This window comes from Sphingomicrobium aquimarinum, assembly GCF_039655735.1.
In the GTDB taxonomy this organism is placed as follows: domain Bacteria; phylum Pseudomonadota; class Alphaproteobacteria; order Sphingomonadales; family Sphingomonadaceae; genus Sphingomicrobium; species Sphingomicrobium aquimarinum.
Genome location: NZ_JBBYXH010000002.1, coordinates 744,197 through 760,008, shown reverse-complemented (window position 1 = coordinate 760,008; position 15,812 = coordinate 744,197). Strand labels below are relative to the sequence as shown.

15 protein-coding genes are annotated in these 15,812 nt (G+C 64.1%); 9 read left to right on the top strand and 6 right to left on the bottom strand.

What is annotated here, in order from left to right:
• Positions 1–30 precede the first annotated feature (30 nt).
• The 5 genes from WJS89_RS09905 to lptG all read left to right on the top strand — a co-directional run bounded on the left by WJS89_RS09905 (position 31) and on the right by lptG (position 5,949).
• Complete coding sequence (locus tag WJS89_RS09905; protein WP_346340770.1) at positions 31–273, top strand: acyl carrier protein; 243 nt, start codon at positions 31–33, stop codon at positions 271–273.
• 1 nt (position 274) lies between these two features.
• Positions 275–1,519 (top strand): serine palmitoyltransferase, encoded by a 1,245-nt coding sequence (spt, locus tag WJS89_RS09900; RefSeq protein ID WP_346340769.1) that lies wholly within the window; start codon positions 275–277, stop codon positions 1,517–1,519.
• Positions 1,520–1,561: 42 nt separating this feature from the next.
• On the top strand, positions 1,562–3,550 hold the full coding sequence (locus tag WJS89_RS09895) for an ATP-binding protein (RefSeq protein WP_346340768.1): 1,989 nt from the start codon (positions 1,562–1,564) through the stop codon (positions 3,548–3,550).
• A gap of 87 nt (positions 3,551–3,637) precedes the next feature.
• Positions 3,638–4,855, top strand: a complete 1,218-nt coding sequence (locus WJS89_RS09890; RefSeq protein WP_346340767.1) for an LptF/LptG family permease — start codon at positions 3,638–3,640, stop codon at positions 4,853–4,855.
• Positions 4,852–5,949, top strand: coding sequence for an LPS export ABC transporter permease LptG (lptG, locus tag WJS89_RS09885; protein ID WP_346340766.1), 1,098 nt, complete (start codon positions 4,852–4,854; stop codon positions 5,947–5,949). The genes WJS89_RS09890 and lptG overlap by 4 nt, the downstream gene beginning before the upstream one ends.
• On the opposite strand, the gene WJS89_RS09880 is transcribed toward lptG, so the two are convergent.
• Entirely contained in the window at positions 5,930–7,057 is a 1,128-nt protein-coding gene (locus WJS89_RS09880; protein WP_346340765.1) for a fatty acid desaturase family protein, read from the bottom strand. The two genes, lptG and WJS89_RS09880, sit on opposite strands and share 20 nt — an antisense overlap.
• A 141-nt stretch (positions 7,058–7,198) precedes the next feature.
• On the opposite strand from WJS89_RS09880, the gene WJS89_RS09875 reads away from it, so the two are divergent.
• Complete coding sequence (locus WJS89_RS09875) at positions 7,199–8,338, top strand: N-acetyltransferase (protein WP_346340764.1); 1,140 nt, start codon at positions 7,199–7,201, stop codon at positions 8,336–8,338.
• 70 nt (positions 8,339–8,408) lie between these two features.
• Positions 8,409–9,284, top strand: coding sequence for an SDR family oxidoreductase (locus WJS89_RS09870; RefSeq protein ID WP_346340763.1), 876 nt, complete (start codon positions 8,409–8,411; stop codon positions 9,282–9,284).
• 3 nt (positions 9,285–9,287) lie between these two features.
• Here the strand turns inward: WJS89_RS09870 and xth are convergent, their stop codons facing one another.
• From xth to WJS89_RS09855, 3 genes are all read right to left on the bottom strand, one after another.
• Complete coding sequence (xth, locus tag WJS89_RS09865) at positions 9,288–10,064, bottom strand: exodeoxyribonuclease III (protein ID WP_346340762.1); 777 nt, start codon at positions 10,062–10,064, stop codon at positions 9,288–9,290.
• The gene (locus tag WJS89_RS09860) at positions 10,064–10,387 is read right to left on the bottom strand and encodes a HesB/IscA family protein (protein ID WP_346340761.1); all 324 of its coding nucleotides are present in this window, start codon (positions 10,385–10,387) and stop codon (positions 10,064–10,066) included. Before WJS89_RS09860 ends, xth begins: the two co-directional genes overlap by 1 nt.
• Positions 10,388–10,462: 75 nt before the next feature.
• On the bottom strand, positions 10,463–11,296 hold the full coding sequence (locus WJS89_RS09855; protein WP_346340760.1) for a M23 family metallopeptidase: 834 nt from the start codon (positions 11,294–11,296) through the stop codon (positions 10,463–10,465).
• Positions 11,297–11,749: 453 nt separating this feature from the next.
• Between WJS89_RS09855 and WJS89_RS09850 the strand changes: the two genes are divergently transcribed.
• Positions 11,750–12,862: a phosphoserine transaminase gene (locus tag WJS89_RS09850; RefSeq protein ID WP_346340759.1), complete on the top strand. Its 1,113-nt coding sequence runs from the start codon at positions 11,750–11,752 to the stop codon at positions 12,860–12,862.
• Positions 12,859–14,445, top strand: a complete 1,587-nt coding sequence (gene serA, locus WJS89_RS09845) for a phosphoglycerate dehydrogenase (RefSeq protein ID WP_346340758.1) — start codon at positions 12,859–12,861, stop codon at positions 14,443–14,445. The genes WJS89_RS09850 and serA overlap by 4 nt, the downstream gene beginning before the upstream one ends.
• Here the strand turns inward: serA and WJS89_RS09840 are convergent.
• The gene (locus tag WJS89_RS09840; protein WP_346340757.1) at positions 14,442–14,963 is read right to left on the bottom strand and encodes a hypothetical protein; all 522 of its coding nucleotides are present in this window, start codon (positions 14,961–14,963) and stop codon (positions 14,442–14,444) included. The two genes, serA and WJS89_RS09840, sit on opposite strands and share 4 nt — an antisense overlap.
• Positions 14,963–15,778 carry an aldo/keto reductase gene (locus WJS89_RS09835; protein WP_346340756.1) on the bottom strand — a complete coding sequence of 272 codons (816 nt, stop codon included), beginning with the start codon at positions 15,776–15,778 and terminating at the stop codon, positions 14,963–14,965. The genes WJS89_RS09840 and WJS89_RS09835 overlap by 1 nt, the downstream gene beginning before the upstream one ends.
• Between the last annotated feature and the right edge of the window lie 34 nt (positions 15,779–15,812).

The window sequence follows — 15,812 nt, the reverse complement described above, 5'->3', positions numbered from 1 at the left end:
TCGTCCCGCCGAACCTTAGGGATTTTTGCCATGACAGACCGCAACGATGTGAAGACCCGTGTCTTCAAGCTGATCGACGACTTCAACAAGAAGGGCGTCGAAGTGACCGAGGAAACCCGTTTCGCGCAGGACCTCGAATGGGACAGCCTCACCGTGCTCGACTTCGTCGCCGAGGTGGAGGACGAGTTCGACATCCTCATCACGATGAACCAGCAGGCCGAGATCGAGAAGGTCGGCCAGCTCGTCGATGCCGTCACGAAGATGGCCGACTGACGTGAGCGGCACGGGTAGCGACCTTCCGGTCACCGACGCGCCGGCGGGCGGCGATCTCTTCTCCAAGTTCGACCCGCTGATCCAGCAGCGCGAGGAACTGCTCTCGACCGGGGTCACCGATCCCTTCAGCCTCGTCATGGAAGAGGTCGTCTCGCCCACCGTCGCCATGTGCAACGGGCGCGAGACCATCCTGCTCGGCACGTACAACTACATGGGCATGACCTTCGACCCCGACGTCATCGCGGCGGGCAAGAAGGCACTCGACGATTTCGGATCGGGCACCACGGGCAGCCGCGTCCTCAACGGCACTTACGCTCCGCACAAGGATTGCGAGGCCGCGCTCAAGGAATTCTTCGGCACCGAGCACGCCATGGTCTTCTCGACCGGCTATCTCGCCAATACCGGCATCATCTCGACGATCGCGGGCAAGGACGACTATATCATCCTCGACATGGACAGCCATGCGTCGATCTACGACGGCTGCGCCATGGGCAATGCCAACGTCGTGCCCTTCCGCCACAACGACATCGAGGCACTCGAAAAGCGATTGAAGCGCCTGCCGCCCGAGGCAGGCAAGCTCGTCATCCTCGAGGGCGTCTACTCGATGCTCGGCGATGCCGCACCGCTCGCCGAAATGGTCCCCCTCGCCAAGAAATATGGCGCGATGGTGCTGATCGACGAAGCGCATTCGATGGGTTTCATCGGCGAGAATGGCCGCGGCGTTGCCGAGGAACAGGGCGTCTTCGACCAGTGCGACTTCATCATCGGGACCTTTTCGAAGTCGGTCGGCACGGTCGGCGGCTATTGCGTGTCGAACCATCCCAAATTCGAGATCATGCGGCTCGTCTCGCGCGGCTATGTCTTCACGGCATCGCTACCGCCTTCGGTCATGGCTACCGCGGCCACCTCGATCCGCAAGATCATGTCCGCTTCGGACAAACGCGCGCATCTGTGGAAGAACAGCCGTCGGCTTCACGGCGGGCTCAAGCAGCTGAGCTTCACGCTCGGCACCGAGACCCCCCAGTCCGCTATCATCAGCGTCATCATGCCCGATCTCGAGAAGGGCGCGCGTATGTGGGAAGCGTTGCTGCGCGAGGGATTGTACGTCAATCTCGCCCGCCCGCCCGCCACGCCCGCGGGCATGACGCTGCTTCGCTGTTCGCTCTGCGCTCTCCATTCGGACGAACAGGTCGAGGAAATTCTCGGGATGTTCGAACGCGCCGGCAAGGCAGTCGGAGCGATCTAGCTCTTGGAGCCGCGCCAGCCTTGGCGTAAGACGGACGGGCCTATGTCCGATGGTGAACATACAGGAGCTGCAGACTGGCGGCGCGTCAGCTTCGTCTCGGTTGCCTTGCTGGCGATCGTCGCGCTGATCGTCACGATCTGGCTCGTCGCGACCTCGTCGGAAATGCGCGACAGCGCGATGCAGCGCGAGCGCGACGCCTATGATGTCACATTGCTCACCCGAACGCTCGACGCCTCTATCTCGCGCTCCGAAGCCGCGCTCGGCCGCTTCGTCCTCGACGAGGAAACCGAAAGCGGAAACCTCTATTACGACAATTGGCGTCTCGCCCGTCAACAACTCAACCAGCTCTATCGCCTGACCCTGAGCGACGAGGAGCAGTCGCAGCGCGTGAAAGTGCTGGTCGATCTGTTCAACCAGCGCGACACCGAACTTTCCGCCGCAGCCCGCGCCGCTGCCGCCAAGCAGCGCGAAGGTGGAATCAATCTCTATTATGCCGCGGGGCGCGCCGATACGGGACCATTGCTGCGCCGCCAGATCCAGGACATCGCCTCCGCCGAACGCGATGCCCTCGTCACGTCGATCGACCAGACTCGGCTGTTCTCGGCCCGCGCCAATCGTCTCAGCGACTATCTCATCGTCCTGGGAATCATTACCGGGCTGATGGCCGTGTTCCTCGGCGGTTTCGCATTCGAGGTGTTCCGCCAATATGCGACAACCCGGCGCCAGGCCGAAACCGAGACCGAACGCGCTCGCCTGCTCGAGGATGCGGTCGCCGAGCGTACCGCCGAACTGAGCCATGCCAACGAAGCGCTGCGGGCAGAAGCCGAGGAGCGGGCCAGTGCCGAAGCGCAACTGCGCCAGATCCAGAAAATGGAAGCCGTCGGCCAGCTGACAGGCGGTATCGCGCACGATTTCAACAACATGCTCGCCGTCGTCGTCGGCGGCATCGATCTCGCCAAGCGCCGGATCGACGGGCCCCGCGCCGAACTGCTGAACCATCTCGGCAACGCCATGGACGGCGCCACCCGGGCCGCCGCACTGACCCGGCGGCTCTTGTCCTTCGCCCGTTCGGAACCGCTTCTTCCCGAGCGTGTCGATGCGGGCCAGATGATCGAGGACATGCGCGAACTGCTCGATCGCACTCTCGGCGAACGCATCACCATTCGCTACGAGCTCGTCGAGGATCCGCACCCCGTCTTCGTCGATCCGCATCAGCTCGAGAACGCCCTTCTCAACCTCGCGCTCAATGCCCGCGACGCGATGGACGGCGAAGGCGATCTCTTCATCCGTTCCTCCAACGTCACGCTCGAGGACAGCGCGGTCGGCGCGCTCGCGGCGGGCGAGTATCTGCGCATCGCGGTCGAAGACACCGGCGTCGGCATGACCGACGAGGTGCGCGAACGCGCCTTCGAACCCTTCTTCACCACGAAGGCGGTCGGAAAGGGCACCGGCCTCGGCCTCAGCCAGATCTTCGGCTTCGCCCACCAGTCGGGCGGCGAGATCGGGATCGAAAGTGTCGTCGGAGAAGGGACCACGGTCGCCATCTATCTGCCGCGCACCCGGCAGCAAGCCAGCAATGTCCACCTTCATCCGGCCGCACAGGCGCTCTCGGAGGACAGCGACACCGTCTGCATCAATGCCCGCATTCTCGTTGTCGAAGACGACGTGCGCGTGCGAAACGCGACGATGGGCGCGCTGGAGGATCTCGGCTACGAACCCGTCAGCTGCGACAGCGGTGCCGCCGCGCTCGACCTGTTCGAACCGGGCAAGTTCGACCTCGTTATTTCCGACGTGATCATGCCCGAGATGACGGGTCCTGAAATGGTCCGCGAACTCAAGAAGCTCGAACCCGATCTTGCCGTGCTCTTCGTCACCGGTTTCGTCGGCGACGGAGACAATAATGAGGATCTCAAGGGGTACGAACTGCTGCGCAAGCCCTTCACCGTGGGCGGCCTGTCGAAGGCGGTCGCAGACACGCTGCGACGCTCGAACAGCGTGGATGCCCACGGGAATGTCAGCTCGATCGCCTGATCGGATCGGCCCGCCGTTGACACCGCGCGCACGCCGGGGGCAGAGCGACGCCACGTATTGCAGCTTCTCGCACTGGACCCGGAGCCGATGGGCCTGATCGACCGCTATCTGGCCAGAGCCATTTTCGTGCCGTTACTCGGCACGCTGATGCTTGCCGCCATGCTCTTGGTCCTCGACAAGATCCTTCGCCTGTTCGACTTCGTCATCGACGCCGGCGGCCCCGTCAGCGTGGTGTTCGAACTGCTCGCCAACAGCCTGCCCGAATATTTCGCCTTGGGGATCCCCATCGGGCTGCTGCTCGGCGTGCTGCTCGCTTTTCGCGGCCTCGCCTTGTCGAGCGAACTGGACGCGCTTCGCGGCATCGGCGTCGGCTACGGGCGGATGCTGCGGGTCCCGTACCTCTATGCGATCGCCTTGCTGGCGCTCAATCTCTTCATCGTCGGCTTCGTCGAGCCCTATGCGCGCTATAATTATGAGGGGCTACGGTTCGACCTGCGGTCAGGAACGCTCGGCGCATCGATCAAGGTCGGCGAGTTCAATCGGCTGGGCGATCTTACGCTCCGCATCGACCGCTCGGAAGAGGAAGGCCGGAAACTGGGCGGCATCTTCGTCAATCTCGACAGCGACGACATGAACGTGGCGGCGACGGCGGCGCGCGGCGAATTTCTTGCGACCGACGATCCCGACACCATCATCTTCCGCCTGCGCGAGGGACGTCTCATCCAGGACGCGAGCGATTTCGCCAGCCCCCGGACGCTTTCGTTCGAAAGCTACGACTTGCCGATCAGCCTGCCGCGCGTCGGGGCCTTCCGATCCCGCGGGAACGAGACGATCCGCGAACTTTACCTGCCCGAGTTGACCCGCCTCGCCTATTTCACGCCCGGCGCCGATCCCGAGCGACAACTCGCCGCCCGCGCGAATCTGCATTTCCGGCTCGTCGAAGTGCTGATGATGCTGATGCTTCCGCTGCTCGCCATCGCGCTCGCGGTGCCGCCGAAGCGCAGCAGTTCCTCGCTCGGCATCTTCATCGCGATCGTGATGGTGGTGACGTATCACAAGATCAACCAATGGGCGGAGGGCGCGGGCGCGCAGGGGCGCGTCATCCCCGAAGTGGCGCTCTATCTTCCCTTTATCGCGCTCGTCCTGCTGATCGGCTGGATGTACCATGTCATCGCGCACCGCCCCGGTGGACAGCCAATCGGTGCGCTCGAGGCAGCCTTCGCCAAGGTCGGCAAGACCATTCGCAAGCTGTTGCCCGACCCGCGCCGCCGTGCGCTTGCCCGTCGCGCGGAGGGGCGAGAATGATCAATATCGACTTTCTCCCCTCGCGGCGGATCGCCGCTTACATGATCAAGCTGTTCGTCACCCGCAGCCTCGCGGTTCTGATGGCCCTCGTCCTCGTCCTGCTGATGCTCGATCTTCTGGGTGAATCGAGCAAGATTCTCGGGGTCGAAGGCAATAGCGAGGCGGATCTGTGGCGCTATGCGGCGCTCCGGCTTCCCATGCTCGTGACGCGCTTCCTGCCCTTCTCGGTCCTCCTCGGCTGCCTGATTGCCTTCGCCGGGCTCAATGCCAACAGCGAGGTGACCTCGATGAAGGCGGCAGGTCTTTCCGCGCACCAGATCCTCGCGCCGATGATCCTCGCCGCAAGCCTGTTGGCGGGCGCGCTGTTCGCGTTCAACGAGACGGTCACGGTCGACAGTGCACGCGTCATCAACGCCTGGAAGGACAGCGACTACGAGCCGATCGAGCCCGAGACGGGGGTCTTCGCCGACATCTGGCTCAGTCAGGGCGAAACACTCGTCCACGCGCGACAGGCAGCCGGACGCGGCGCGAACTTCCGCCTTACCGATGTCACCTTGTTCGAGCGCGACGACGGGCGGATCGAGCGGATTACCGAAATCGACAATGCGCGGCCCGCAGGCGGAGAATGGCGCTTCGAGGGAATCGCCCGCTACGATGCCGAGATGAACCTCGTCACCGAAGCGAACGAAGGCACCGGGCTTGCCGGCATCGAGCCCGCGCAATTCCGGCTCGCCAAGGTCGACCCCGAAGCGCTCGACATCGTCGCGCTGCGTGACACGATCGATGATCTGAAGGCCGCCGAACTGCCCACCACGGTGGCCGAAGCGGGCTGGTGGCACAAGATCACCGGACCCTTGTCGACGATCCTCATGCCGCTGCTCGCGGCAGTTGCCGCCTTCGGGCTCGCGCGTTCGGGACACCTGCTCGTCCGCGCGGTGATCGGGATGGCGCTGGGATTCGCCTATTTCGTCGCCGACAATTTCGCGCTCGCGATGGGCAATGCGGGGGTCTATCCGCCGCTGCTCGCCACCTGGGGACCCGTCGCCCTATTCGCCGCGCTCGGCGAGGCGATCCTTATCCGTTCCGAGGAGTAGCGCTGCGCCGCGCGAACGACTGGCGCGTCAGGTTCGCGACCAACGGCCATAGGCCCGACGCGCTCGTCTTATGGTACGAGGACGCCTCTTCGAGCTCGACCGACAACAGGCGGTGCGCCTTGCCAAGATTGTGATACGGGACGCCCGGCAGCAAATGGTGCAACGCATGGTAGCGCAGTCCCACCGGTGCCCAAAGCGCGGGCAGCGTCGAGGGCGGCGGTACGTTGACGCTGTCGAGATACTGCTGCGTCACGCTCATCGGTTGCCGCTCGTCATTCTCCCAAAGATGCGCGACCAACGTGCGCAGCTGGTTCATCGCCATCATCCCGCAGGCCGCCCCCATGAAGGTGAGGAACGCGGACAGCGGCAGGATGCCCGTCGCGGTCATTCCGATCAGCGCCCAGGCCCACAGGGTCGCCCCCACTTCCTGCAGCGTGAAGCGCCGTGCCGCGTCGCCCTCCGGCCACGCGCGGCGGAAGTCGGGATTGATCTGCAGGCCGGAATATTTCTCGACCACCAGCGTTCGCAGACGCTTGGAGAAGAAGCTCAACGGCGCGAGCAACGCAAAGCGGAGAAGCAGGAGAACGGGCGCGAAGGCGCCGTAGATCATGAACAGGGGCAGCGTCCACGGGCGCATCGAGGCGAGCGGCAGATATTCCGGATCGTCGATGGTGCCATATTTGGTCTTCGCATGATGCTGGTTGTGAACGCCCTCGTACATGAAGGACGGCGCGAACAGCGGGATGCCGACCAGCAGGTTCCAGGCAGTGCGGAAATGGGGAAGGTCGCCCTTCTTAATATGGGCGATCTCGTGGATGAAGCTGCCCGCGCGGTAGATGGCGAGGATCGCCACCGCCAGCAGGGCGGCCTTGGGCGCAACTGCCGCGGTAAACATCGCGCCGATCAGCGCGCCGTAGCCGACAAGGACAGAAGCGATCAGGTCGAACCAGAAGATCTTCGCATCGGGACGGTTGAGATCGCGGGTGAGGGTCGCGGCCGCCTTGAGCATGGCCTTGTCGTCGGCGATCGGCGCACGCATCGATGGCGCCAGAGGCGCATCCTCGATCATCTCCCCGTCGGCGGGGACAAGAGTTTTCGCTTCGAACATGGTCTTGCTTCCCAAAACAGTGGCGCAAGTGCGCGCCAAATGCGGCACGATCATGGCGCTCCACGACTTGGGAGTTACTTTAGCGAATTCAAGATGAAGCGCGGATGACAAAGTCGTTGTCGCACGCTAGCGCTCGTCATCATGAGCGCCGCCATCGTTATCGAACCTGTTCGCACGTCCGCGCAGCGTCGCGCTTTCATCGACCTGCCTTACCGGCTCTACGCGGACGATCCCTATTGGGTGCCCCCGCTCAAGGACGAGGCGCGCGCCCTGCTCGATCCGCGCAAGAACCCCTGGTTCGGGCACGGGCGGCTCGAACTTCTTCTTGCGACACGGGACGGCAAGACCGTTGGACGCATCAGCGCGCAGATCGACGATCTGTGGACCGAGCGCTATCCGGGTGAAGGGCACTGGGGCCTCTTCGAAGCCGAGGACGAAGAGACGGCGGCTGCTCTCCTCGAGGCAGCACAGGACTGGCTGCGCGGCAAAGGGATGACCCGCTCGCTCGGCCCCTTCAGCATCTCCATCTGGGACGAGCCGGGGCTCCTGGTCGAGGGTTTCAGGGAGAGTCCGCTCGTGATGATGGGTCATCACAAGCCCGACTATGCCGGATGGATCGAAGCCGCCGGCTACCAGAAGATCCGCGATCTCTACACATTCGCGCTCGATATCCGCATCGACATGATCCCGGTCGTCGCCCGGCTCATCAAGGCGGGAGAGAAATCGGACCGCATCCGCGTCCGCAACGCCGACAAGTCGCGCTTCGACGAGGAAGCCGCGCTCATTCTCGACATCCTCAACGACGCCTGGTCGGACAATTGGGGATTCGTGCCGCTGACCGACGCGGAAATCGCCTATGCGGGCAAAAAGCTGAAGCCGATCATCGTGGAGGATCTCGTCAAGATTGCCGAGGTCGAGGGCGAGCCGGTCGCCTTCATGCTGACCATCCCCGACGTCAACGAGCATCTCAAGGATTTGGGCGGACGGCTATTTCCGTTCAACTGGGCGAAGCTGCTCTGGCGGCTGCGTGATCCCTCACGCGTCAGCCGGGTGCGCGTGCCGCTGATGGGGGTGCGCAAGTCGCACCAGCGCGGGCGGCTTGCCAGCCAGCTCGCTTTCATGATGATCGAATATACGCGGCGCACCTGCGTCGAGAAATATGGCGTGCATTTCGGCGAGTTCGGCTGGGTGCTCGAGGACAATGCGGGGATGATGTCGATCGCACAGCTCCCCGGCGCGGGCATCAACCACGTCTACCGCGTCTACAGCAAGCCGCTCTGAGGGCGCGGCCCGTCGCGCGGGATGGCACGCGGCGCAGTCTCCTTTGTTGGTGAAACCAAAGGAGAATGACATGAGCACCATTGAAACCATCGACGCCAAGCCCGCTTTCCCGCGGCTGCACGAGGCCGACCTGCCGGGTTCCGAGGCGAAGCTCGAACCCACCCCCGACTATATGCCCCGCTACCCCGGATCGGGGCGCTTGAAAGGCAAGCGGGCGCTGATCACCGGCGCCGACAGCGGAATCGGGCGGGCGGTCGCCATCCTGTTCGCGCGCGAGGGCGCCGATGTGGCGCTCGTCTATCTCAACGAAGACGAGGACGCGACGAAGACGATCGAACTATGCGAAAAAGAAGGTGCAAAGGCCTTCGGCATGGCGACCGATCTCGGAGACGAGGCAGCTTGCAAGAAGGTCGTGGAACGCGCGGTCGAGGAACTTGGCGGGATCGACATCCTCGTCAACAACGCCGGGGAACAGCATCCCGACCGCTCCATCACCGATATCGACGAGCAGCAACTGCGCCGCACCTTCCAGTCGAACATCTTCTCGATGTTCTTCCTGACCAAGGCCGCACGCCCGCACCTGAAGAAGGGCGATGCCATCATCAACACGACGTCGATCACGATGTACAAGGGTCAGCCGGTGCTGCTCGACTATTCGGCCACCAAGGGCGCGATTACCGCCTTTACCCGTTCGCTCAGCGAGAATTTGATCGAGGACGGCATCCGCGTAAATGCCGTCGCGCCGGGCCCGATCTGGACCCCGCTCAACCCGTCGGGCGGCATGCTGCCCGAAAAGATGGATGATTTCGGCAAGGACACGCCGATGGGGCGTCCCGGGCAGCCCAACGAGGTTGCGCCGTCCTACCTGTTCCTCGCGTGCGAGGATTCAAGCTATATCAGCGGACAGATTCTTCACCCGAACGGCGGAACCATCGTCAACGGATAGGGCTCAGGCGAAATTTGCCCAGACGGGCGCGTGGTCGGAGGCCTTTTCCTCCCCGCGCGCCCATTTGTGGACGCCTGCACCCGTCAGGCGGTCGGCTGCGGAAGGCGAACAGAGCAGATGATCGATCCTGAAGCCTGCATCGCGCGGCCACGCCCCGCGTTGATAGTCCCAGAAGGTGTAGAGCTTGGGTTCGTCGGGATGGAAGGTGCGTAACGCATCGGTCCAGCCCTGCGCCACGATCCGCCGCAGCGCCTGCTGGCTTTCGGGCTGGAACAGCGCGTCGTTCGCCATCGCCGATCGCGAGAAGGTGTCGCGGTCTTCGGGGATGACATTATAGTCGCCCGCCAGAACCGTAGGCCGCTCGCGCGTAAGAAGATCGGCAGCGTGCAGGCGCAGCTGCTCCATCCATGCAAGCTTGTAGGTGAATTTCTCGGTGCCGATCGGGTTGCCGTTCGGAAGATAGATGCTGGCGACGCGCAGGCCTTTGACGTCGGCCTCGATATAGCGCGACTGGTCGGGGTTGGGATCGTCGGGCAGGCCCGTGCGCACCAATTCAGGCATCTCCCCCTTGGCGAGGATCGCGACACCGTTGAAGCTCTTCTGTCCGTGCCAGACCCCCGGGTAGCCCGCATCCTCGAACTCTTTCTTGGGGATGCTGTCGTCCATCGCCTTCAATTCCTGAAGACAGACGATGTCGGGCTGTTCCTTGGCGAGATATTCGGTCAACCGCTCGAGCCGGGCGCGGATCCCGTTGATGTTAAAGCTGACGACGCTGGGCATCAGATCGAGAAGCTCGATCCGCAGCCGCAGCCCGACTGGGCGTTGGGATTGGTCACCTGGAAACTCGCCCCGCCGAGATTCTCGACGAAATCGACCGCCGATCCCTTGAGGAAATCCAAGCTCACCGAGTCGACCAGCAGCGTCACGCCATCGGTCTGGGTGGTGATGTCGCCGTCCTCGGGCGTTCCCAATTCGAATCGATAGGTGAAGCCGGCGCAGCCGCCGCCGTCCACGCCGAGGCGCAGCATGGCGGGCGCACCCTGCTTGTCGGCGATAAGGCGCACACGATGCGCGGCGGCGGGGGTCAGGACGGGATCGCTCATGGTCTCGACGATGTAAGAAGGGCGGGCCGCGCTAACAACCCGCCCTTCAATGGCACGTCCGTTGGGGACGAACTCTTATTCGCTGCCACCGAGCCCGTGCATGGCGTCGGAGGCGTCGGCGTCGCGCAGCGCGACGAGGTAATCGGTCGATTCCATGAAGGGGATGGGGTTCACCGAGCGACCGTCGATGCGCACTTCGTAATGAAGGTGGCTACCCGTCGAACGGCCGGTCGAGCCCATCTTGCCGACCGGCTGGCCGCGGCTCACACGGTCGCCGGCACGAACGTCGATCTTCGACATGTGGGCGTAGCGGGTGATGATGCCGTTGCCGTGATCGACCTCGACGAGGTTGCCGTAGCCGCCCGAATTCCGGCCCGCGCGCTTCACCACGCCGTCGGCGGTGGCAAGGATGGGCGTGCCGATCGGACCGGCAAGGTCGATGCCGGCATGGCGTGCGCGGCGATTCTTGAAGGGGTCGTTACGCGTACCGTAGCTCGACGTCAGGCGCGCGGCTTCCACCGGCTTGGCCGAGGGAACCGCGATGGCGCCGTCGGCGAGGTTGTCGAGGCGCTTCCAGTTCTTGAAGAGCTTGGCGAAGGTCTTGTCACCGCTGTCGGCGGCTTCGAAGGGACCGCCCTGTCCGGTTTCGACCCGGTCGGCGACGCCCAAGGCTTCGAGTTCCTTGACCTGCTCGGCATAACGCTCGTCGAGAAGGCGATTGGCCAGCGTCGCGAGGACGACCTGGCGCTCCTCGATCTGCTTGTGCCAGGCGATCTCGGCTTCGAGCGACAAGGAGGCTTCACGCTCGTTCATCAGCTGGGCCGTGGCGAACCCCGCCCAGCCCGTCAGGCCGAAGAACATGGCAACGGCAAAGATTTGAGAAAACACGGAAACTTTCAGTCGCGTCACGCGCTCACCCTCCCTGAGGAACAGCTCGCGCGTTCGAAGAAGGCCCGTGCCCCGGTTACTCGTTGCTGCCATGTGTCCGCCCACTCCCGCTCTATCTTACCGGCCTGAATACGCAGGCCTTTTTCCCTATCCGGCGGTCCCCACCACCGTTTCCCCGGCAACGTCGAACGTGACGTCGCCCTGATTACGAACCGAACGTGTCGGCCAATCGTTAAAATTTACAAGCGGATGTTCCGGGTTGCGGGACGACATGTTGAGACGAAGCGATGAGTTGAGTTGATGACTGATTTATTTTAAGATGTTGAATGCCGTTAACGCTGAATCACCTTATTTCCGGGTAATTTTCGATCCCGACCTTTCGGACCCTTTCTAAGCGTGCCGCGTCCTCCTAAAAGGAACTCGGGCCACGCCGCCCCAACGCGGCGCGCCTCTCTGAAAGGGAGAGACTGTTCAATGTCGCGACCCAAAGTGCGCCCCGCGCGCCCCTATTTCTCGTCCGGGCCCTGCGCCAAACCGCCGGGCTGGACCCCCGACAAGCTGAACTTGGAAGGCCTCGGCCGGTCGCATCGCGGTGCCTATAACAAGGCTCGCTTGGCGCACTGCATCGCGCTGATGCGCGAAGTGCTCGAGCTTCCCGACAGTCACAGGATCGGCATCGTCCCCGGTTCCGACACCGGTGCGTTCGAGATGGCGATGTGGTCGATGCTCGGGGAGCGTCCCGTCACCGCCATGGGGTGGGAGAGCTTCGGCAAGGACTGGGTCAAGGATGTCGGCGACCAGCTGAAGCTCGACAGCAATCTCGTCACCGCCGACTATGGCGAGTTGCCCGATCTGGCCGCCGTCGACTGGAGCCATGACGTGCTCTTCACCTGGAACGGTACGACCTCGGGCGTCCGCGTTCCCGACGGCAAGTGGATCGCCGAGGACCGCGCAGGCCTGTCCTTTGCCGATTCGACCAGTGCGGTGTTCGCGATGCGGATCCCGTGGGACAAGGTCGATGTCGCCACCTTCAGCTGGCAGAAGGTGCTGGGCGGCGAGGCGGCGCACGGCGTACTCATCCTCGGTCCCCGCGCGGTCGAACGCCTCGAAAGCTATACGCCCGATCGCCCGCTCCCCAAGCTCTTCCGGATGACGAAGGGGGGCAAGATCAACGAGGGCATCTTCACCGGCGCGACCATCAATACCCCGTCGATGCTGTGCGTCGAGGATGCGATCCACAGCCTCGAATGGGCCAAGTCGATCGGCGGGCTCGAGGGCATGATCGCCCGCGCGAACGCCAATGCCGCCGCCGTCGATGCGCTCGTGGAAGATCGGAGCTGGCTGCATCATCTCTGCACCAACCCTGCCCTGCGCAGTGTGACAGGGGTCTGCCTCACTGCAGATGCCGAGCCCGACCGCATCAAGGCGATGGTGAAGCTGCTCGAGGACGAGGATGTGGCGTACGACTTCGGCGCCTATCGCGATGCGCCACCGGGTTTTCGCATCTGGTGCGGGGCGACGGTCGACACCGCAGACGTGGAAGCGCTGGGCCCTTGGCTCGACTGGGCATGGGAGCAGACGCAATGACCGTAAAAGTGTTGATCGCCGACAAGATGGACCCGCGCGCCGCCGAGATTTTCCGCGAGCGCGGCATTACGGTGGACGAGAAGACGGGTCTCTCGCCCGACGAACTCAAGGCCATCATCGGCGAGTATGACGGGCTGGCCGTCCGCTCGGCCACCAAGCCCAATGCCGAGATCCTCGAAGCAGCCGACAAGCTCAAGGTCATCGGCCGGGCAGGCATCGGGGTCGACAATATCGACATTGCCGCCGCCACCGGCCTAGGGATCGTGGTGATGAACACGCCGTTCGGCAACTCCATCACCACCGCCGAGCATGCGATCGCGCTGATGTTCGCGCTGGCTCGCGACCTGCCTGCCGCCGACGCCTCGACGCAGGCCGGCAAGTGGGAAAAGTCGCGCTTCATGGGCGTGGAACTGACCGGCAAGACGCTGGGGCTGATCGGCGCGGGCAATATCGGCTCGATCGTCGCCTCGAGGGCGCTCGGGCTGCGCATGAAGGTCATCGCCTACGACCCCTTCCTGACCGATGAACGGGCGCTCGACATGGGCGTCGAGAAAGTGTCGCTCGACGACCTGCTGCGCCGCGCCGACTTCATCACGCTGCACACCCCGCTGACCGACGAGACGCGCGGAATCCTGTCCGCCGACGCGCTGGCGAAAACCAAGAAGGGCGTCCGTATCGTCAATTGCGCGCGCGGCGGCCTGATCGACGAAGCGGCATTGAAGGAGGCGCTCGACAGCGGGCAGGTCGCAGGCGCGGCGCTCGACGTGTTCGAGACCGAACCCGCGCACGAAAGCCCGCTCTTCGGCACGCCCGGTTTCGTGTCCACGCCGCACCTCGGCGCATCGACGACCGAAGCGCAGGTCAACGTGGCCATCCAGGTCGCCGAGCAGATGAGCGACTTCCTGCTTCTGGGCGGCGTGACCAACGCCATCAATTCGCCCTCGATCAGCGCCGAGGAAGCGCCGCGCGTGAAGCCCTACATGGGACTGGCGACCAACCTCGGGAAGCTGGTCGGGCAGGTGCTCGGCGAAGACGTGACCGCGATCGCGGTCGAGGTCGAGGGCGCGGCGGCCGAGCTCAACATCACGCCGATTTCGGGTGCGGTGCTGGCAGGGCTGATGGGCAGCTATTCTTCCTCCGTGAACATGGTCAATGCGCCGGTGCTCGCCAAGGATCGCGGGCTCGATGTCAGCGAGGTGCGGCACAATCACGAAGGCGCCTATCATACGCTCGTTCGAGTGCGGACGACGCTCAAGGACGGGAGCAAATGCTCGGTCGCGGGCACCTTGTTCGGTGCCGACAATCCCCGGCTGGTGGAAATGTTCGACGTGCCGATCGAGGCCGAACTCGCGGGGCCGATGCTCTACATCGTCAACGAGGATGCGCCGGGATTCATCGGGTCGCTCGGCTCGACGCTGGGCGATGCCGGGGTCAACATCGCGACCTTCGCGCTCGGGCGACGCAGCATCGGCGGCGAAGCCCTGGCGCTGATCGCGATCGACAGCCCGCCTGCTCCCGGCCTGCTCGACGCGCTCCGGCAACTGGATGGCGTGCGCAAAGTCGTGGGACTTCGGTTCGGCTAGCGGACCTGCGCTTCGGCGGGATCGGTGATCGTCGCCATCAGCACGCCGCCGCATTCGAGCCGCAGGATCCCGAGGTCGCCCGAATAGGGCAGCCTGGCCTCGAGATCATAACGGTCGAGCCGGTCGATATTGGCCCCCTCGGGATGGGTGACGATCATGCGCGCGCGTCGCTGGACGGGGTTGCTCTCCATGATGTCGGAATCGAGGACGAAGTCGAACTCGACGCTGGGATTGGTGCCTGCGACGCCCTCGATCCGCACGGCCTTGTCGCGGGCGCCGGGGGCCTCTTCGATCCGTGCCGTCCAGCTGCCGGCCTGCACCACCCCGCACTCGCGCAGCGCCGGATAGTCGAGCTCACGGCTATCGACCGATGCCGCTCGTAGCGTGACCGCCCCCGGCGTATCGGCGAAGCTCGATGGGGGCTCGTCGGGTGCGGCGGCTCCGCTCGGCCCGCCCGTGTCCGTCCCGCAGGCGGCAAGGGCGCACCCGCAAAGAAGGATGAACCCTGCGCCGCGCATCAGCAAAAATCCGACGGGTCGGGCCCGATGCGCCCGCCGGGATCGTCCATGGCGTCGATGTTGGCCATCTGCGCGTCGGTCAGTTCGATCCGCACCGCCTCGAAATTGGCTTCGATATGATTGCGGCTGGAAGCCTTGGGGATCGTGAGCAGGCCGCTCTGGAGATGCCAGCGGATCACGACCGCGGCGGGCGACACGTCGAGATCGCGCGCGATGGCCTTGATACAGGCTTTTTCGAGCGCCTGTGCCTGGCCGAGCGGCGACCAGCTTTGCGTGGCGATCCCGAGTTCGCGGTGCAGCTTCACGAGCTCGCGCTGCTGGAAGCTCGGATGCAGCTCGATCTGGTTCACGGCGGGCGCGAAGCCCGTCTCGTCGATCAATCGGCGCAGGTCCTCCGCGCGGAAGTTCGAGACGCCGATCGACTTGGCGCGGCCGTCTTCGCGCAGCTCCATGAAGGCCTTCCACGTGTCGAGAAACTTGCCCTTGTCGGGGCAGGGCCAGTGGATCAGCACAAGGTCGACATCCTCGCGCCCCAATCGGTTGAGGCTGTGGCCGAACGCCCTCTTCGCCTCCTCGTAGCCCTGGTCATCGTTCCAGATCTTGGTGGTGAGCCAGATATCGTCATGGCCTTCCAGCCCTTTGCCCACGCCCTTCTCGTTGCCGTAGATGGCCGCGGTGTCGACGAGCTTGTAGCCGACGTCGAGGGCCGTCTTCACCGCATCGGCGGCGTCGCGGTCGTCGATCTTGTAGGTGCCGAATCCCAGTTGCGGGATCTGGCGGTCGTCGTTCAGCGTCAGCATTGGCTGGTCGGTCATTGTCGCTCCAATATGTCGGTGTTCAGGAGGGATA